Annotated in this window: 16 protein-coding genes; 10 read left to right on the top strand and 6 right to left on the bottom strand. The window is 52.8% G+C overall.

Annotated elements, in window-relative coordinates:
* Positions 1-62 precede the first annotated feature (62 nt).
* The 8 genes from IPJ88_12480 (at position 63) to IPJ88_12445 (ending at position 11,374) form a co-directional block, all read left to right on the top strand.
* On the top strand, positions 63-1,388 hold the full coding sequence (locus IPJ88_12480) for a hypothetical protein (protein ID QQR89027.1): 1,326 nt from the start codon (positions 63-65) through the stop codon (positions 1,386-1,388).
* 86 nt (positions 1,389-1,474) lie between these two features.
* A complete protein-coding gene (locus IPJ88_12475) occupies positions 1,475-3,841 on the top strand; it encodes a hypothetical protein (GenBank protein QQR89026.1) in 2,367 nt (788 codons plus the stop codon).
* 41 nt (positions 3,842-3,882) lie between these two features.
* Positions 3,883-5,055 carry a hypothetical protein gene (locus tag IPJ88_12470; GenBank protein ID QQR89025.1) on the top strand — a complete coding sequence of 391 codons (1,173 nt, stop codon included), beginning with the start codon at positions 3,883-3,885 and terminating at the stop codon, positions 5,053-5,055.
* On the top strand, positions 4,977-6,455 hold the full coding sequence (gene mutS / locus IPJ88_12465) for a DNA mismatch repair protein MutS (GenBank protein ID QQR92035.1): 1,479 nt from the start codon (positions 4,977-4,979) through the stop codon (positions 6,453-6,455). The genes IPJ88_12470 and mutS overlap by 79 nt, the downstream gene beginning before the upstream one ends.
* A gap of 13 nt (positions 6,456-6,468) precedes the next feature.
* Positions 6,469-7,380, top strand: coding sequence for a hypothetical protein (locus tag IPJ88_12460; protein QQR89024.1), 912 nt, complete (start codon positions 6,469-6,471; stop codon positions 7,378-7,380).
* Between the two features lie 37 nt (positions 7,381-7,417).
* Complete coding sequence (gene aroA, locus IPJ88_12455) at positions 7,418-8,761, top strand: 3-phosphoshikimate 1-carboxyvinyltransferase (protein ID QQR89023.1); 1,344 nt, start codon at positions 7,418-7,420, stop codon at positions 8,759-8,761.
* A complete protein-coding gene (locus tag IPJ88_12450) occupies positions 8,742-9,419 on the top strand; it encodes a (d)CMP kinase (GenBank protein QQR89022.1) in 678 nt (225 codons plus the stop codon). The genes aroA and IPJ88_12450 overlap by 20 nt, the downstream gene beginning before the upstream one ends.
* Positions 9,420-9,631: 212 nt before the next feature.
* A complete protein-coding gene (locus IPJ88_12445; GenBank protein QQR89021.1) occupies positions 9,632-11,374 on the top strand; it encodes a 30S ribosomal protein S1 in 1,743 nt (580 codons plus the stop codon).
* Positions 11,375-11,462: 88 nt separating this feature from the next.
* On the opposite strand, the gene IPJ88_12440 is transcribed toward IPJ88_12445, so the two are convergent.
* Positions 11,463-12,218, bottom strand: coding sequence for a serine/threonine-protein phosphatase (locus IPJ88_12440; protein ID QQR89020.1), 756 nt, complete (start codon positions 12,216-12,218; stop codon positions 11,463-11,465).
* A gap of 162 nt (positions 12,219-12,380) precedes the next feature.
* On the opposite strand from IPJ88_12440, the gene IPJ88_12435 reads away from it, so the two are divergent.
* The gene (locus IPJ88_12435; GenBank protein QQR89019.1) at positions 12,381-14,180 is read left to right on the top strand and encodes an ABC transporter ATP-binding protein; all 1,800 of its coding nucleotides are present in this window, start codon (positions 12,381-12,383) and stop codon (positions 14,178-14,180) included.
* Positions 14,177-15,964, top strand: a complete 1,788-nt coding sequence (locus IPJ88_12430; protein ID QQR89018.1) for an ABC transporter ATP-binding protein — start codon at positions 14,177-14,179, stop codon at positions 15,962-15,964. The genes IPJ88_12435 and IPJ88_12430 overlap by 4 nt, the downstream gene beginning before the upstream one ends.
* Before the next feature lie 112 nt (positions 15,965-16,076).
* On the opposite strand, the gene secG is transcribed toward IPJ88_12430, so the two are convergent.
* From secG to IPJ88_12405, 5 genes are all read right to left on the bottom strand, one after another.
* Complete coding sequence (secG, locus tag IPJ88_12425) at positions 16,077-16,505, bottom strand: preprotein translocase subunit SecG (protein ID QQR89017.1); 429 nt, start codon at positions 16,503-16,505, stop codon at positions 16,077-16,079.
* A gap of 125 nt (positions 16,506-16,630) precedes the next feature.
* A complete protein-coding gene (locus tag IPJ88_12420; GenBank protein ID QQR89016.1) occupies positions 16,631-17,410 on the bottom strand; it encodes a triose-phosphate isomerase in 780 nt (259 codons plus the stop codon).
* A complete protein-coding gene (locus tag IPJ88_12415) occupies positions 17,407-18,582 on the bottom strand; it encodes a phosphoglycerate kinase (protein ID QQR89015.1) in 1,176 nt (391 codons plus the stop codon). Before IPJ88_12415 ends, IPJ88_12420 begins: the two co-directional genes overlap by 4 nt.
* A 7-nt stretch (positions 18,583-18,589) precedes the next feature.
* Positions 18,590-19,600 (bottom strand): type I glyceraldehyde-3-phosphate dehydrogenase, encoded by a 1,011-nt coding sequence (gene gap, locus IPJ88_12410; GenBank protein QQR89014.1) that lies wholly within the window; start codon positions 19,598-19,600, stop codon positions 18,590-18,592.
* Between the two features lie 262 nt (positions 19,601-19,862).
* Positions 19,863-20,075: a hypothetical protein gene (locus IPJ88_12405; protein ID QQR89013.1), complete on the bottom strand. Its 213-nt coding sequence runs from the start codon at positions 20,073-20,075 to the stop codon at positions 19,863-19,865.
* Between the last annotated feature and the right edge of the window lie 31 nt (positions 20,076-20,106).

Raw genomic sequence — 20,106 nt, 5'->3', positions numbered from 1 at the left:
GCCCATGCACACAGTGCTTGCTCAGGCGGACAAAGACGCTTACAACCCCAAAACGAATGAAAATGAGGCAAACATATCTTAATCTTGCCGGGTTTTGCCTACTTATATGCTCAGGGCTTGCCTGTGATCTAAGCAATAACGGCATCAACCCGCCCCAAAAGAAACTGAACTTTCCCACGGCTGTTGCCTTATCCTCTCAGCAGTGCGGCGAGGGACCATGTTGGCTATTTGTAGCCAACTCCAACTTTGATCTCCGTTATAATCACGGCAGCGTCCAAAGCATCGACTTAACCCTTTTGGCCGAGCGCTTGCAAAGCTGTGATGCACCACCTTGCGTCTATGAAGACTATGAAAATTTTCTTCCCGATGGCCATGAGGTTTTTTTAGGCTCCTTTGCGGCAGGAATCGCACAAAGCCCAGAGGGAGAGCGTCTTTTCGTTCCGCTCAGTAGCGACTCGTCCCTGAACTACATTCGGGTAGCATCCGACGGCAGCCTTGACTGTGGCGGACGAGGGCTTCCACATTATTGCAGCTCCGAATTTTCTCGAGGCCGCTCGAGTTCCGATAACCCTCGAGGCGAAGTGATGCCTCGCAATCCCGTGGCCGTGCTTTCCGGTGACCTTACGGAAGCCTTCGATGCGCCTCCCGCGGCCGGCAGCTACGTGCTGGTTGGACACGGAAATGGCGAAGTCAGTTTGTTTTTGGATCAAACGCAACAAGACGGACTGCTTGTCCCAACGCTGGTCGATGTCGTCAGCGGCTTTGGCAACGGTCTTAGCTCATTGCGATACGACGCCTACAACCGCACCGTTCTGGCCACGAATCGACTCCTAGCTCAGGTTCAAAAAATAGGCATCGCATGGGACGCCAATAGCGCAGAGCGCTCCTTTGCCTATGGCTCAGGCTCCTTGTCCATCGAAGATCTTGATGACGGGGCCGACAACCGTGACATCTGGATCGATGCACCAAGTAAAAAGGCATACATCGTCGCGCGCCGTCCCAAAGCACTGCTAATCGCAGACCTTGAGCGAAGCACCGTGTCCGCCGGAAAACTTGCGCTAAGCAACGTCATCGGTGTGGGTAACGGACCTTCGCGGGTTCGAATCGCTCATGTTGGACCCGAAAGCGCAGCTTATGTTTTCGTGAGCTGCTTTGACGCTTCGGCGTTATACGTGATCGATGCAGAACTTGAGCGCCTACGCACGATTGTCTCAGGCCTAAGCGGACCTTTTGACATTGCTGTCGATGAAGCCCGCGAACTTCTGTACGTCACGGACTTCACAAGTTCGGTAATCCGCGTGGTCGATCTTTCACCCTTGGCCGACGGGCAGAGTCCTAAGCTGCTGGGTGTTCTTGGCGAAGCACGTACGGTCAAGGAGTTGTTGTGATGCATATTCTGCGCTCTTTTACATGGTCTTCTTGGGCATTTGCCTGCTTGTGCGCGACGCTTTGCTTTTGCGGTTCCAACCCAATCGTGATTGATCCACCAAGCTTTGGTCAGTCCGGACGCATCGAATGGGTTTGCTTTGACATTGACACCAACACGGTACGCCCTTTGGAAGAATGCCGCTCACCTTCCGAAGCAGACACCTATCTGCCAACCAATTTGCGTCTTCACGTGCTGGTGACGCAGCAATCACGCGGTGAGATTGCTGCCATTGAAATACGTGACGATGCACCAACAAAAAGCAAACGCGTTGATAACGACGTCCGAGTTCCCGGTTATACCTATCCGGCAGTAGGCGAGGGCCCTTCAGCGGTTGTCGTTCCCCCCACACGACCGCAGTACAGTTACATCGCCAACTTCGGTTCACGCGACATTTCCGTACTGCCCACCGAGATCTTCCGCCGCACGACCCTACCGTTAAACAGCGAGACGCTGCCGCCATTGCCGCTGCCAGCTTCACCTACGGATATGATTCTCTCGCCTGATGAGCAGACCTTGATTCTTGCCTTACCCGAACTCGGCTCACTCGCTTTGGTTGCAATCGCTGAGGATGGCAGTTTATCAGAGCCCACAATCGTTGCACTGAGTCTCCCAACGAATCTCGAACCAACGCTTGCCCTTGAAGAGACTTCCTATCAAAAAGTGTGTCCAGCCGATGCCCCGGTTGGCGAGTTCAGCCTAAGGGATGCCGAGCCAACACGCTGCAACCCGAACTGCGACGATGCAGCGCCTCAGCCTTGGACTTTTGAGCTCGATAAAGACTCCAATCACTTGCTCGTCTCAGATACCGCATTACCAGTGGTTCATGTCATTGATCTCGATGCTCTGCTGTCGCAAAGCAGCCCTGCTGAACTGGACCCAATTGTCGTGGGCTCCCCTGTTCGCGCAATGGCACTAACCCCTGTGGTGCCGCGTGATTTTTCGAGCGACTGCGACATCAACAATCCTGATGCACAACAATGCGTACGTTATCTCTACGCCCTGGACGCCGTCGACGGAAGCGTGGCCGTGCTCGACTACGATTCCGGCAACCTGCTTGTGAGCACGACCGCTGCAAAACAACGAGTAGATCGCATTGCTTTGGACGCTTCTGCTCGGGCTCTCAGTGTCGTTCTGCCGAGTTACGACACTCCCTTGCTATGTGCAGATGATAATGCTTTTGCAGAAGATGCTTCGGCACGTGAATTCCGCGGCGTATTTGTCGCTGTAGCGCTCTCGAGCGGAGTATTAAACTTTATCGACGTTTGGGATTTAGATGCCCCCTGTCGCGGAGGGCAGAGCTGCACCAAAGCAAGCGATGACTTGGACAGCAAAGTCTACATCAAACGCCACAGGCCACGACTGGTTGCACTAAGCACCTCCGAGATTTCACTTATCGAGGCACCTCAAATCAGCACCCGTTCAAGCAGCGCTACCGTAAACGCAGAGGGCTTTACCGAAGCTGAACTGCTGCCCGACCTGACGCCTTTGGAAAGCTGTTCTACCGGACAGGCGCGGGCCTATCCGCTCACAAGTCAAAGCGAGACCCTTGTTGTCTGCGCTCAAGCGGACCCCTGGGATCGAATTCTTGAAACGTGGACAGCCACCTGGAACGGCAATATCGCTTTAGCAAGCGGCGGAGGAGGCAGTCTCGATTCAGCAACACACAGCATGCTCTCAAGCAGCGGCTTTTGCTCAGCGGGCGTACTTGGCTTCGGCAATGTCGCGGACTCCGCTCTTGATACACAAAGTGATCCAGAAGCAGGCTACGGAGGCGATTCGCTTTGGATTATCTCAGAGCTCCCTCCCTCGGCACCAGAGGGCTGCGAAGAGCTGGTTCAAACGGACCTCGTTGGCGACGATTTGCCCATCGTCTTCGCAATCGAACGCGCTTTTGATGAGCATTTAATCCTAAGCGATCAGAGCATCGGTAGCATTCAAACAAATTTTTCGCGAGTCGCTGAATGCTTTGGCGAACTGGTTAACTACGAAGTGCACACCCGTGACGCCTACCTCGTTAGCGGCACCGAAAGCGGCGTGTTTCATCGCGTCATTGCGAGATCCGACGGACTATGCACCGTCGACAAAAACCAAAGCCCCACCTTGCAAACACGCGCCTTAGTAGGAAGACCTTACCTGAGTTCCGCGCTAAACTTTCAAATCGCGCAAGGCGCTCAAGGCTTCCAGGAAAACGAGCAAGTCAGCATTTTCTTTAGAATGCAACGGCTCTACAGCAGAGTTGCAGGAGACTTTGGCCTTTCAAACACCCAACGAAGCTTTGTTGGCGACGGCACCTTACCAAGCTCCATGCGCTATAATTCCTTAAATAGAAAATTGTACACCGTCGATTCAGCAAGCGCGGGCGTCGTTCAATACGACCTTAGCCCCTTGCTTGCTGAAAGCTTTTTTGATTGATGGCTGTTTCAAACAACGAACACAGCCGCCACACTCCAGTCATGCAGCAGTATTTCCGTTGCAAGGCCGAATACCCTGACGCTGTTTTGTTTTTCCGGCTCGGCGATTTCTACGAAATGTTTTGTGATGATGCTGAACGCGTTTCAAAGCTTTTGGACATCACGCTAACTTCACGCGGCAAGGACAAACAAGGGCAAACCATTCCCATGGCGGGCGTGCCCCACCATGCAGCATCATCGTACATTGCAAAGCTTTTACAGATGGGCGAATCGGTAGCGCTTTGCGAGCAAATGGCCGACCCCACCTCGATAAAGGGTGTGGTTCCTAGGGAAGTCGTGCGAGTGATTACGCCGGGCCTCATCCTGGAAGAAGATGCCCTCGATGCCAAAGCTGAAAACTTCCTCGTTGCCTTAATCGAAGGCTCGGAGCATTGGGGCCTGTGTGCGCTTGAAGCCTCAACAGCTCGCCTGGTTGCAACACAGCTACTTGATAGCGCTCAAGCGCTCGTTGAGCTTGCACGTCTAAGCCCAAGCGAAATTTTGCTCTTTGAAGCAACGGCAAACTTCGCAAACACCATCAAGAGAAGCTTTCCGAACGCCGTGCTTCGAACGCTCGATGCAATGACTTCCCTTAGCGGCGAGCTAACAGAAGACTTATCTTGTTTTGCCGAGCAAGACACCAAGCGTCAAATCGCCGAACTCGACAGCACCGTTCAGCTGGCCGTATACGCCGCGCTCAATCACGCAAGGAAACACCAGCCAAAACAGCAACTCACTCGCTACACCTTTGAAAGGCGCGATAACGGCCGCTACATGCAGCTTGATCCAACAGCGGTGCGCAACCTTGAGCTTGTGTGCACCCTTGAAGGCGAACGAAGAGGTTCACTGCTGCACCTGTTAGACCAAACGCAAACTGCCATGGGCGCGCGCCTTTTTCGCCGCCGGCTTGTCAATCCCTTGAGTGAGCTTTCAGAAATCGAAAAGCGCCACAATGAAGTCGAAGTTTTTATTGACCTGGCTCCATTGCGCGAGCGCTTGCGTCGTGAACTCAAGGCCATCAGTGATCTTGAACGCGTAATGACACGGATCGAAACAGGGGTAGGGGACCGCGCGAACTCGGAGCTCTTCGCGACGGTATCATCGCCGCAGAGAGGCTGTTTACGCAGCTCAGCGAGACAACATCGCCTGATCCAAAGGGAGCAATCGTGCGCCTGATCCCCAAAGAGCTCTGCTCAGGCATTAAACAACGCTTGCAGGAGGAGCTCCACGATGAACTTCCATTATCATTGTCCGCCGGAAGAGTGTTTCGTCCCGGTATCGACAAGGACATGGACGAGCTGCGTAAACTAGCCGAATCAAGCAAAGACTATGTGCTCGAGCTTGAAGCACAAGAGCGCCAAACAACTGGCATAAGCAATCTAAAAATACGTTACACGCGCGCCTTTGGATATTACATCGAGGTCTCCAAGGCGCGCCTCTCGCAAGTCCCCACGCACTACCACCGCAAGCAAACGCTTACCAATGCCGAGCGCTTTGTGACGGAGGAGCTGAACGCGCTGCAAGGCAAGATTCTTAGTGCCGAGCAACAACTGTTAGCGATACAAAGCAAACGCTTTGAAGCGTTGCGCGAAGAAATCGCCAAAGACTCACTTAAGGTAAGGCAACTTGCAGTGGCACTTGCACGGCTGGACGTAAGTCTAGCGTGGGCACACAATGCTGCCTGTTTTGATTATACAAAGCCCATCGTCGATGAAAGCTGCGTCCTTGAGCTAAAAGAAAGCCGGCATCCCGTTGTTGAGCAGCTTGCTGAACGTGGCAGCTTTGTGCCGAACACCATTAAACTTGATGCACGATCCAAACGCCTGATGATTATTACCGGGCCGAACATGGCCGGTAAATCGACAGTCATGCGTCAATGCGCGCTTATTGTGATCATGGCCCAATCAGGTGGTTTCGTTCCAGCGGAGCAGGCACGTATCGGAATGGTCGATCGTATCTACACGCGTATCGGCGCGAGCGACAATCTTGCAGCAGGGCAAAGCACCTTCATGGTCGAGATGCAGGAGACCGCCGCCATGCTCCGCGGCGCAACGCAGCGTTCCTTGGTACTGCTCGATGAAGTGGGCCGTGGGACAAGCAGTCTCGATGGCATGGCCATCGCTTGGGCCGTTGCAGAGCACTTTGCCGACACGGTTAAGTGTCGATGTCTATTCGCAACTCACTATCATGGCCTATGCGCACTGGCCGACCGCCGTGAGCACGTCTTCAATTGCAACGTGACTGCTAAGGAACAGCAAGGCGAGGTTGTATTTTTTCACCGACTCAGTGAAGGCGTCGCAAGTAAAAGCTATGGCGTGGCTGTGGCGAAACTTGCAGGCTTACCACCAGAGCTTTTGGATCGCGCTGCAGTCTTGTTGCAAGAGCTTCCAGAAGAGCCGCGTTTTCATCAGGACGATTCAGCAATCCCAACCCAACGCGAGCTTTTTGAAACACAAAGCGATGCAAAAATGAGCGATTGCGAAGAGACGATTTTAGCCATGGATCTAAACACTCTTAGGCCGATAGACGCCCTTTTAAGGCTCCAAGAGCTACAAGACAATCTCAAAGGAACATAGTAAGTAGGCTTCTATGAAACGACTTTTTATAGTTAGCGCTCTTTTCCTTTTCTTGGCTGCTTGCGGCAGCTCGGCAAAACCCAGTGCTCAGGCCAAAGCCTTCATTCTTCCTACCAAACTAAGTGCCATGCTGCCATCTGAAGCCGACATCGTAGTGCGAATCGATTTTGCACAACTTCGTGCATCAAAACTTTTTTCAGAAAGCCCGCCCAAGCTCAAAAACAAGATGATGAACTCGATTGAACCCGATCGAGAATCCGCAGACGTGTTGCTTGAAAAAGGCCAAGAGCTTGTCATGGGCAAACTCCTCTCGGAGCAAGGAAATACAGGCGTGGCCGTTGTACGAGCCTCTCTTAGCCAGGAGGAAGTCTCGGCTCTTGCCAAAGAGATTGATGACAGGGCCGAAACAAAACGACTTCAAAAAGATCTATGGCTTATTGCACCGCAAGCTGAAATGAAGCGCATGCTTGCACAGCTCTCATCGCCGAGCAAAGTATCGCCGTGGTGGGAGAAGCCCTCAACGCATTATCGCTTTGAGCAGAGTAGCGCTGCGATCTTGGTGCGCAGCAGTCCACAAACCACATCCATGGCCTCCAAGCGACTGAACGCACAGGGCGGACGCGTGCTTTCTTCTGGTGCAATCACGGGTCTGGTGGATGATTTCGAGTACATGGGCCTATCGGTGCAGCTCGGCGCTGAAACGCTGGCCGAGCTTGGCGTCCATGCCAAGGAGCAAGCCAAACTCGAGTCCGCTGCATCGTATTTGCAGTCTTTGATCGGACGTTACCAAAACAACCTGCTAGCACGAGCATTGGGCCTCGATGCAATCTTGTCCGGTCTCAATGTCAGCACCGAAACAGGTCGGATGCTGGTCCGTGCCAAGTTCAACGAAGGCACATTGTTGGAATATTCTAGGACGCTTTGAAAACTTAGTGCCAATGCAAGGCGGGACCGGCTGAATCATGCGTTCTTACACGATCCACGGCGGCAAAGCGCTGCGCGGAAGTCTTCGTGTACCCGGGGACAAATCAATCGGCCATCGCTCACTGCTTTTCGCAGCGCTTTCCAGCGGCGAATGCCTTATCGAGGGACTGTCTGGCGGTGCTGACAATGTCGCCACAGCGACCATTCTGGGTGCAATGGGCGTCGACATTCACCAAGAGGCCGACAAAGCTAAGGTAGGGGGAGTGGGCCTTCACGGTCTTAGTATGCCGAAAGCCGAGCTTGATTGTGGCAACTCCGGCACCAGCATGCGCCTCCTTGCAGGCTTACTTTCTGCTCAAAAGTTCGGCGCTCGTTTGATCGGCGACAGCTCGCTTAGCAAACGCCCCATGAAACGTATTGTTGAGCCGCTGCGCGCACGCGGAGCGCATATCGCAGGTGTATCGGGCGCAAAAGCCGACAATGTCTATCCACCCTTGTCGATTGCGCCACTCATTGAGGGCGAAACACTCTTGGGCATCGAATACGACATGCCGGTCTCAAGCGCTCAAGTCAAAAGTGCATTGTTGCTAAGTGGCTTGTATGCCAAGGGCCCAACAGTATTGCGCGAGCCGGTTTTGTCGCGCGATCACACCGAACGCATGCTGCTTTCCTTAGGGGTACCCATCCAGAGCATGGCGTCTATGGTGAATCTTGATCCGCGAGGATGGACGGCTCGCTGGGACGCTTTCCATTGGCAAGTGCCTTCCGATTTATCAAGCGCAGCTTTTGTGCTTGCCGCAGCGCGGCTCATCCCGGGCAGCGACGTTCGCCTAAGCGATGTAGGGATCAACCCAACGCGCACGGGCTTTTTGGATGCCTTGCGCTTGATGGGTGCATCCCCACAGATTCTGCCCAAAGGCGAAGCGGCCGGAGGTGAGCCCGTCGCAGAACTTCACATGAGCTCTGGCAACATTGCCCCTCTGGCATTGGGCGGCGAACTACTCACACGCATGATCGATGAAGCGCCCATTTTTTGTGTCCTCGCAGCACTTGCACGCGGGGAATCGTCTTTGAACGATGCAGCCGAGCTTCGCGTCAAAGAAAGTGATCGCATTAGCGTGATGGCAAAAACACTCAAAGCATTCGGCGTACCCTGCGAAGAGTTTGAGGATGGCATGCGCATCAGCGGTGGAGCTAAACTTCATCCAGCCAAGGTTTGCTCCGAGGGCGATCACCGTATTGCGATGAGCGCGGCTATTTTAGCCATGACCCTTGATGGACAAAGCATCATCGAGGATACCGAATGCATCGAGACAAGCTTTCCCGGCTTTGTTTCATTGATGCAAGAACTAGGAGCAGACATTGTCGAAACCCAAAGTTAAAGTCGCCATCGATGGTCCAGCCGGTGCTGGAAAAAGCACAGCTGCGCATGGTTTGGCCAAACGACTTGGCTTTGTCTTGGTCGACACGGGTGCCCTCTATCGTGGCGTTGCTCTTGCCGCAAAGCAAGCTGGTATTGATGTAAACGACGCCCAAGCACTTGGCGCGCTCAGCGCAAAGCTTCATTTCGAATTTCGCTCCAACGCCCAGGGAGAGCCTCGGCTGTGGATGAATCAAGTCGACGTATCGGACGATATTCGGCGCCCCGACATCTCGCGCGGAGCAAGCGATGTGTCTCGCCATCCCGAAGTGCGGCAAGCCCTTTTGGATATTCAGCGGCAACTTGGCTCACAAGATAACGTGGTGCTTGAAGGTCGAGACATCGCAACCGTCGTTTTTCCGGATGCCGAGTTCAAATTTTTTCTCACCGCCGATGTCGATGCGCGGGCTAAACGACGTCTCCTTGAATTAAAAAGACGCGGCATTGAAGGCAAGCTCGAAGAGGTTAGAGCACAAATCCAAGAGCGCGATGCTCAAGATTCTGGACGTGCGGTAGCTCCGCTCAAAGCGGCAGAAGACGCCATTATTATCGACAGCACCCAGATGAGTCTGGAGCAAGTCATTGAGCACTTGGCTGAACTCGTCCAAAAGGGCGCATAACGGGAGATGACAAAACTGTCATTAAAAGAGGCGCTTTCTCGCCAAACCTGGCAATAAAACCGGCAGTTAATGGACATCTTGCAAAACCCGGGGCTTTTAACGGCCATCAAAATTTACCCTGTGTTTTTGAATGGCTGCTCTGATTGACAGCATTGCCTGTCACTGCTAGCTTTCGCCCTCAAAATACAATGCCGAAAGGACCTACCGAGACGATGACACCAACCACAGAACAGCTGCAGAATAGCGCCCAGAGCGGCGGAGGTTTTGCAGAGTTATTCGAGCAAACCAACGCAGCATCAGAAGCTCTCAAGGATGGGGAAATCGTTGAAGGCCGGGTTGTCCAAATCAGCAAGGACAACGTTGTTGTTGATATCGGCTACAAGTCCGAAGGCGTAATTCCAATAGGTGAATTCACCGAGCCTTCCGGCAGTATCAAAGTCCAGCCTGGCGACAAAGTTGATGTGTTTGTTGAAGCCACCGAAGGCGACGATGGTCTCGTGCTTCTTTCCAAGGAGCGGGCTGACAAGCTCAAAGTTTGGGACGAAATCAGCGCGGCTTGCGAAGCCGAAGAGCTCATTGATGGCACCATCACCGCACGCGTCAAGGGCGGTCTTTCGGTAACCATTCGTGGCGGAGTCAAAGCCTTTTTGCCCGGCTCTCAGGTCGATCTACGACCCATTCGCAATCTCGACAAGCTCATTGGGGAAACCTTCAGCTTTAAAGTCATTAAGTTCAATAAAAAGCGCGGCAACATCGTGCTTTCACGTCGTGCACTGCTTGAGCGTGAACGCGATGCGCTTAAAACACAGACCCTTGAGCAACTCGAAGAAGGCATGGTGGTCACTGGTATCATCAAGAACATCACCGAGTACGGCGCCTTTGTGGACCTGGGCGGCATCGATGGGTTGCTGCACATCACCGACATGAGCTGGGGGCGCATCAATCATCCTTCTGAAGTATTCAACGTGGGCGATGAAATCGAAGTCATCGTGCTCAAGTACAACCCAGAAAACGAGCGCGTCTCCCTTGGTCTCAAGCAAAAGACCGAAGATCCGTGGCTTCATGTCATGGAGTCTTACCCACTGGGCAAGAAAATTGCTGGCAAGGTTGTATCAATCACCGATTACGGCGCTTTCGTTCAGATCGAAAGCGGCATCGAAGGTTTGATTCACGTCAGCGAAATGAGCTGGGGTAAGGCCAAACACCCATCCAAGCTTCTTGAAGTTGGCCAGGATGTCGAATGCCAAGTCCTTGAAGTCGACGCCGACAACAAGCGCATCAGTCTTGGACTCAAGCAGCTTGCTCCGGACCCCTGGGAAGATTTCACCAAACGTTATAATCCCGGCGACATCGTGCGTGGGCAGATCGTTTCGATCACCGAGTACGGCGTGTTTGTGGGCATCGAAGATGGTGTTGATGGCATGGTTCACAAGAGTGACCTGAGCTGGACACAGCGCATCGAAAATCCGGCTGAAATATATCACAAGGGCGATGAAGTTGAAGCCATCATCTTGGCGGTCAACCACGACGAGCGCAAAGTTTCCTTGGGTATCAAGCAACTTTACGAGGATCCTTGGCACAGCGTCGCGGACGACTATCCAAGCGGTACTTCACTGGAAGTGCGCGTGCTTTCCACCGTTGATACCGGCGCCTATGTCGAGCTTCAGCGCGGAGTTGAGGGTTTCATCAGCCTCGCAGAGCTAAGCAACGAACCTGTTACTGATGCCAGCACTGTGGTCAAAGAAGGGCAGATCATCAAAGCCCGCATCACTGAAGTTGAATCCGAGCACCGCCGTGTTGAGCTTTCCTTGCGGGATGTCGATGTGGACAAGGCTCTGAAGTATGAAGACAACCAAGCACGCACTCAGACCGCAACTGCTCTTAGCAGCAGTGGCTCAAAGGGCGCCACACTTGGCGATGTTCTCAAAGGCAAACTTGGGGACCTAAGCAAGTAACGACACTGCCATTGCACTGCAAGGTGCTCTAGGTCGAAAAAGGGATTGTCAGCATCAGGCTGGGAATCCCTTTGTCGTTAATAACTGCTTATTCAAGCTCGACGGCCACAGCAGTGATATTGTCTTTACCGCCTCGCTCATTGGCAATTTCGATAAAATGCTTGGTCGCACGCTTTGGGCCGAGTTGCATCACGGGACCGATCTCTTCGTCGCTAAGGTAGCCATGTAAGCCGTCCGAGCAAAGCAGAAAGCCATCACGTTTTTCAACGAGAAATGCGTGCGTATCGACCTGCACGTACTCGCGGCTTCCGACAGCGCGGGTGATAATGTTCTTATGCGGGGAGCGTTCCGCCTCCTCTTTTGTAATCACGCCTTGTTTCAGCTGCCATGCAATTAGCGTGTGGTCCTCGGTAAGCTGATAAGCTTTGCCGCCGCGCACAAGATAAATGCGGCTATCACCGACCTGAGCCATGATGCCGTACTCACCACGCAAAAGCAGCGCCGAGACCGTTGTGCCCATGCCTTCCTGCTCCGGATCCCCTTGAGCAATGCCGAACACCATGTAGGTTGCGCCTTGCACCGCGCTCTCCATCACGCGGAGCGCTTTGCGAAGGCTTTCGTGATCGACGTCGGGCTCGTCGAGCTTCTCGAGCAAGTGCTTCTCCCGCCTGACCATGCCCAGCACCGCATCAACGGCTTCTTGACTGGCGACCTCGCCAGCGTTGTGGCCACCCATGCCGTCTGCGACAACATAAAGGCCAAGCTCGTCGTCTAGCAAAAAAGAATCTTCATTGGAGACCCTTTTTCGACCAACATCTGTTAAACCGTATCCGTAACGCCTCATGAATTACACTCGATGCAATGCTCGCGCCGCGCTAGCGCGCGCTCGACAGCCTAGTTTAGGCCGCCCGCCTGAATCAGGCAAGGTAATGGCCCTTTTTAGAAAACAGCTTGCAGCACGGCTTATACTAGGCGAAAAGCAGGGCCATGACTACGTGCTTCATCGATGCAGCAGCTCTTGTCCCAAGGAGGCCCATTGGGAGCTAGCCTGAGCCGCCTTCTGCCCAGAGGCATCCAACATTTTCTGCCGGAGCTAAGGCCCTACAGAGCAACCCTGGCAGGTGGTGCCGTTTTGCTGCTTGCAACCAACGCGCTTGAAAAATCTGTGCCGTGGCTACTTCGCTACGCCATTGACGCTTTTCGCGTTGGCTCGTTTGCGAAAGTTAAAAGCTACGCACTTGGGGTCGTCATATGCGCCATCTTGATGGGGGTAGTGCGTGTTTTATCGCGAGTGCGGTTATTCAACGTGGGGCGCGATATCGAATGGGATTTGCGTAATCGCTTTTTGATACATTTGCATCAACTCGGATCAACTTTTTTTCGTGGCTTGGGCACAGGGCAAATCATGAGCCGTGCCACAAGCGACATTGGGCAAGTTCGTTTCATGAGTGGGTTTGGTCTGCTTCACGTCATAAATGCCTTGTTTGCCTATGGTGGAGCAATGGGCTTGATGTTGACCATTTCGCCCAAACTGAGTCTGCTGTCGCTTATCCCTTACCCTTTCTTCGTATTCTTTGCGCGAAGTTTTTCAAAACACATTTACCTGCGCAGCACAGTCTATCAACAACGGCTAGGGCAGCTCTCCGACATTGCACAGGAAAGTTTTTCAGCCATTCGTGTCGTTCGGGCCTTTGCGAACGAAGAAGCTGAGCTAAAGCGCTTTGAGCGCATCAATCAACAAGCGCTTGAGGCCAACATGGCTCTGGTCACGTTGCGAGCGCTGATGTGGCCAGTGCTGATGGCCGTCAGCTCGCTTGGCGTGCTGATTTCGCTTTGGGTCGGTGGGCAAATGGTTATTGCGAAAGAACTCAGCATCGGTGAGTTTGTAGCCTTCAACGCTTACCTTGGACAGCTGGTATGGCCCACCTTGGCGTTTGGTTATGTACTTAGTGTCTGGCAGCGCGGCCAAGCGTCGTATGAGCGCGTCCAGCAAGTACTGGCAAGTAAACCGGAGGTCTACGGCGGCCAAACACAACAGGTTAAGCCCATCACCGGAGAGCTAAAAGTACGCGGTCTGCGGCACGCCTACGATAAACTCCAGGCTGTCTGCGGTATCGATTTCGACCTGCATCGTGGACAAATGATAGCGATTGTAGGGCGAACAGGTAGCGGGAAAAGCACTGTAGCAGCCCTGCTTGCGCGTTTGCTCCCGCTCGAAGCAAGGCAGGTGTTTATCGATGGACACGACGTAACCGACCTTCCTCTGAGACAAGTACGGCAGTGCATCGGCTACACTCAACAGGAAGCTTTTCTGTTTTCTTCTACCATCGCAAAAAACATCGGCTTTGCTTTGGACGATGTCGAAAGCACCGAATCAAAACAGGCCATTGCGCAGGCCGCTTCTGCAGCCGGTCTCAGCAAAGACATCGAGAGCTTTGCCGACGGCCTGGAGACCGTCGTCGGAGAGCGGGGCGTACAGCTTTCCGGTGGACAAAAACAGCGCGTAGCACTTGCGCGTGCACTGCTTCTCAAAACCCCCGTCATGGTACTCGATGATCCGTTGAGCGCCGTCGATGCACAAACCGAAGCTCACATTCTTGAAAACCTTCGTGGCGCAGTGAGCGACCGAAGCCTGCTCCTGATTACCAACCGCATCGCTGCAGCAAGCATTGCCGACACGATTTACGTCATGGACAAAGGAAAAATCATTGAATCAGGCAACCATCATGACTTAATCAGCCAGGGTGGCCTGTATGCCGAGCTTCATGCCTTGCAACAAACGCAGCCAACGGAAGACTTGTCATGAAAGACAGCCAATTACTCAAAGCGTTGTGGCATGAAGTCAAACCCTATTCCAAAGTGATGGCACTTGCGCTCGTCATGATGCCCATCAGTGCCGTCGCCGCGTTGTGGCAGCCCTATCTCATCAAACAAGCCATCGACGTTTTCGTATTTCGAAAAGGAGTCCACGCTCTTGGGCTAGTTGCACTCAGCTACCTTGCAGCCATCGGAATCGAAGCTTTTGCACGATTTTTCCAAATCTACTGGGTTCAGCTCTCAGGACAGCGCGCCATGGCCAGTTTGCGCAGCAAAACCTTTAGACACATCCAGGGACTTCACCAACGCGTTTTCGATCAAACACCCATCGGAAAACTCGTCACACGCGTAACCAACGACATTGACGCACTCAGCGAGTTCTTTGCATCTGGCGCCGTGACCGCTTTTGCAGACATCTTAATGCTACTTGGCATCGTCGTGGCCATGCTTGCACTGGACTGGAAATTGTCCTTGTTTGCTTTTGCTGCCCTTCCTCCCATGGCCCTTGTTGTCGAGTGGTGCCGAAGGCGATTGCGTAAGTTTTTTCGAATAGTTAGGGAGAAAGTTTCGGAATTGAATACGTTTTTGGCCGAACAGGTTAACGGCGTAGCGACTGTGCAAGCCTACGGACAAGAAAAAAAATGCCAAGCCGAATACCGAAGCATCAATAGCGACTATCGTGACGCGACTTATCAAAGCATTCGCTACGATGCCTTGCTTTATTCAATGGTGGAGTCGGCTGCTTTTGTCTGCGTTGCTGTCGTGCTTTGGTTTGCTAGCGTGCAGGCAGGCTTATTTGATGAGCAAAGCAAAGCAGCGGCGTACATCGGCACGGTCGCTGCTTTTTACGAATACCTGCAGCGTTTTTTTGTTCCAGTACGGGATTTGTCAACGAAATACACAGTAATTCAACAATCCATGGCAGCAGCCGAACGCGTTTTTGGATTGCTTCAAGTTCACGAACGCGACGGTGTCTTCAACAAAAGGTCAGAGCAGGACGCGCCCTCCTTGTCCACTGATCCGAATATCGCGGTACTTTTTGAGCACGTAAGCTTTAGCTACCGTGATGACAACCCAGTCCTTCAGGATCTATCATTTCACATCAAAAAGGGACAAAGCTTTGCTATTGTGGGTGCCACCGGATCAGGAAAAACCACCATTCTCTCGCTGCTGCTAGGCCTATACCAAGCCAACAAAGGCCACATTTTGCTACATGGCAAGCTCCTTGAAGACTGGGACATTCGTGAGCTGCGCAGAAGTTTTTCCTGCGTACTTCAAGACGTCGTGCTCTTTTCAGGAAGTCTCTTGCAGAACGTCGCGGTCGGTGACTCAAAGCCGGACGAGAGCAAAGCCATCACCGCACTTGAACGAGTGGGCTTCGGACAAAGCTACAGCACGGGAGAAATTCCACCCTTGGATTTTATCATCGATGAACGTGGCGCCAACCTCAGCTTGGGCCAACGCCAGCTAATCGCACTTGCACGAGCGCTTTATCGCGACTCGTCCATCTTGGTACTTGACGAAGCCACGGCCAGCATCGACAGCCAAAGCGAAGTCATCTTGCAGCGCGCCATCAAAGAAACCATGAAACACCGCACGGCCATTGTCGTCGCGCACCGCCTATCCACCATCCGAGAAGCCGACAACATCCTCGTCCTCAACAACGGAAAACTCATCGAACAAGGCAGCCACACGGAGCTCCTAGCCACCGGCGGCCTCTACAGCCACCTCTACCGGATCCAGGATCCCATCAAAAAAACAGAACAGTTATAAACACTTACGACCCACACCGCGATTTTTCCGGATGCCCAAACTTTCGCGCTGTAGGTCTCAAGTTTTTGAATTCCTTGCGGTAATTGAGCGGGATCCTGGATCGGGGAAGCGGCTATTCTGTTTTTGGGGCTTCAGGGGCCGGCTCATCGAGAGGGGCAGCTTCATCCGCGGCGGTCTCTGGACTGCTCATGGGGCCGGCAGCTTCTTCTGCAGCTTGCTTTACAGCCGCTGCTTTTTTCTTTTCTTCAGCCTTCTTTTTGGCGTCGATGGTGGCTTGTGTTTTCTGAGCGGCTTCTTCCAAAGCGTTTTTGCCGTGACCGGAGGAAAGATAGGAGAGGGTAGCCGATAAGACCATGAACAAGGCTGCGCAAGCAACGGTCAGCTTGGTAAGAAAGTTTCCAGCACCAGCTCCACCAAACACGGTTTGAGTACTGCCACCAAAAGCCGCTCCCATGCCGCCACCTCTACCGGCTTGTAGAAGCACCACAAGTATCAAAAACAAGCAGATAAACACGTAGATCACAGCAAGGGTCGTAAACATCTTATCTTCCTTCTCTAGCGGGCGACTTTCGCATACTCGCGGAGCATGTCAACGCGCATCGGGCACATTGGACCAGCCAAGGACAGGCAGACATCCCACGAAATAGCCCGATCCGCAAATTTAGCCTACGAACAAGGAGCGCTAGCGCGCGCAATGGCCAAGAAACTATCCAAGTCAAGCGACGCTCCACCGATCAGTGCACCGTCAATATTGGGTTTTGAAAGCAGTTGAGTGGCGTTATCAGGCTTGACACTTCCGCCGTAAAGCACGCGAATCCCAAAACAAAGCGTTTTGCCTAAGTGCTTCTCAAGAGCTGTACGTATTTCCGCGTGCATCTGCTCGGCATCTTCAGGGCTCGCTGTTTTACCGGTGCCAATGGCCCAAACGGGCTCATACGCAATCACGACATCATTGACTTCCAGCGACTCTGGACATTCCGAAAGCACTGCAGCCAGCTGGCGCAGCACAACTTTGCTGGCATCGCCTGCCTCGCGTTCCTGAAGCGTTTCTCCCACACAGAGGATAGGCACCAGTCGATGTCGTCGCGCTGCCCAGAACTTCGTCCGCACATCTTCGTCACGTTCAAAGAAAAGCTGCCTTCGCTCGGAATGGCCAACAATCACATGGCTGCATCCTGCATCGAGCAGCAACGCCGCACTGACTTCACCAGTATAAGCGCCGTCGTCTTTGGCGTAACAGTTTTGCGCAGCAAGAGCGACAGCACTTTTCTTCAGAGCTTCCCGAGCAATCGCAAGGGAAGTAAAGGTCGGTGCAACAAGCAAATCACAGTAGTCGAACTCACCGGCTTTGTGTTTTAGAGCTTCACAAAATGCAAATGCCTCAGCTTGCGTTTTATTGAGTTTCCAGTTGCCCGCGATAAACGGCCTGCGTTGTATCTCTGTCATAGTTCAAGCGCCTGCACGCCAGGAAGAGTGCATCCTTCAAGAAACTCAAGGGATGCGCCTCCACCGGTTGATAAGTGAGAGAAATGCTCCGATAGCCCAGATTGCTTAGCCGCAGCAAGACTGTCGCCACCACCGACCACGGTAAGTCCTTTGCAATCAGCAATCGCTTTGGCCATCGACATGGTGCCTTGAGAAAAGGCTGGCTTTTCAAAAAGACCCATGGGTCCGTTCCAAAACACTGTTTTTGCCGCAAGCAATACAGGACTAAAATTCCTCATGCTTTGAGGACCCACATCAAGTGCCATGGCATCGTTTGGTACCGCATCAACCGGCACCACTCGAGCGTCGCTTGCTTCGATGCTGTCGGCGATAACCAAATCGACCGGCAACATGAGCTTCACGCCTTTTTCCTCGGCTCGCGATAGCACGCTGCGCGCCATAGCAAGCTTTTCGGTTTCCATCAGGCTCTTGCCCATCGGTTTGCCTTGGGCTGCCAAGAAGGTGTTGGCCATGGCTCCGCCAATAATCAAAGCATCCACTTTGTCTAACAAAGCCTCAATGACTTTAATCTTATCCGAAACTTTCGCACCACCGAGTACGGCGACGTAGGGTTTTTCTGGATTGCTGCGCAGTTTACTCAATGCCTCAAGCTCTTTTTCAAGCAACAGCCCAGCTGCACGCTCAGGAATGAGTTGCGCAAGCGCGTACACCGACGCGTGCTTGCGATGGGCAGCGCCAAAGGCATCATTCACATACACGTCACACAGCTTAGCGAGATCTTTAGCAAAGCCTTCATCGTTAGCTTCCTCACCGCGATTAAAACGCAAGTTTTCAAGTAGCGCTATCTCGCCGCTTTTAAGCTCAGAAACCACCTGGCGAGCAGCATCACCAACAGGCTTGTCGGTTAGCTTAACCTCAATATCGAGCATCTCAGCAAGATAGGCGCCGACAGGTTCCAACGAATACTTGGGGTTCACTTCACCCTTGGGCCTGCCCAAATGCGATGCGAGCACCACGTGAGCTCCGCCATCAAGCAAAGCCTTCAATGTTGGAAGGCTTGCTTGAATACGAGAGTCGTCTGCGACTTTTCCGTCTTTGAGCGGCACGTTAAGATCCGAGCGCAAAAAAACACGTCGGCCATCAAAGGCAAGATCACTTAGACTGTTGATCATAATAGCCTTAGCTTGCACTTGCAATGTGACGAGCCAAATCGATCATGCGATTTGAAAAGCCCCATTCGTTGTCATACCAGCTCTGTACTTCAACGATGTCACCGCCAACCACCTGAGTTTGCGCAGCATCTACGATAGAAGACCGAGCATCACCAATAAAGTCACTTGATACAAGCGGACGCTCTTCAAAACCAAGAATGCCCTTAAGCGGACCTTCTGAAGCGGCTTTCAAAGCCTTGTTGACCTCCTCAGCGGTGGTCTTTTTGCTGACATGCGCAGTAAGGCAGGTAATAGATACATCGGCGGTCGGAACACGGATATCGGTTCCGTCCAACTTGCCCTTGAGCTCAGGAAGCACCAAGCCAATGGCTTTCGCAGCACCCGTGCTGGTCGGAATCATCGACAAAGCCGCTGCGCGTGATCGACGCAAATCACTGTGCGGCAAATCCAAAATGCGTTGGTCATTGGTGTACGAATGCACGGTTACCATATGGCCAGCAATGATGCCAAAACTGTCTTGCAAAACCTTTGCAATCGGCGCCAAGCAGTTGGTGGTGCACGATGCGTTGGAAACAATCTTGTGTTTGGACGCATCGAAGGAATCGCTGTTAATGCCTACGCAAAAGGTAGCAGCCAAATCCTGGCCAGGCGCACTGACGATAACGTACTTAGCACCCGCGCTAAGATGTTTGCCCGCTGTTTCTTGGCTGCGGAACAAACCGGTGCACTCCATGACGATGTCGACCTTGTTCTTGGCCCAAGGCAGTTTTGCAGGGTCGCGCTCTGCAACCACTTCGATGCGGTGATCACCCACGATAAGCTGTGAGCCCTCAGCCCGCACGGGCAGCTCAAACTGACGGTGTACTGAATCAAACTTCAAAAGATGGGCGAGAGTAGGGGCATCGACTAAGTCGTTGATGACCGCGATTTCAATGTCTTTTTTCCCAGAGCTAATAAGACTGCGAACGACACAGCGGCCGATTCGTCCAAAACCATTAATACCAATTCGTGTTGCCATGTTGCTTCTCCAAATGCGGGGCCATGCAGTTTTGCGAAGCGGATCAACGAAGTGACTTTTCCGACCACTGGGAAATCTCTCGAGCAAGCAAGGGCGATTTCTCGTAAAAACAACTCAGTCGAACAAAGAGCACCAGGTGACGCCGGATATCATAATGCAGCAGTCCCAATGTCTATTCGAAGCGAATATTAGCGGCGTTCTCGCCAACAATCAAGAGAAAACGCTTGCTTTAACGCTTATTTTCAACCCTTTTTTCCGTTTATTACGAAAGTTTTCCGTCGGCGGCTTCGGCGAAGTCGTCGCCTACCAAGTCCAGGAGCTCTGTGGTGAAACAAACCAACTCTTTCGAGGAAAGGCCACCCTCTTTGAGCTCTTTTAAGGTCGACTTGGCTAAAATACGCAAAGTCTTTTGCTCTGAACCGTTACAAAGGACCCGTTGGGCGCTCTCTTTAACGGTTTGTGTAGCTACATCCATGGCATGCCTCCCTATTCACGGGTCGATATAT

The sequence above is a fragment of the Myxococcales bacterium genome (assembly GCA_016699535.1).
In the GTDB taxonomy this organism is placed as follows: domain Bacteria; phylum Myxococcota_A; class Polyangia; order Polyangiales.
Note: the sequence above shows the minus strand (reverse complement) of the source record. Positions and strands in the feature narration are given on the sequence as shown.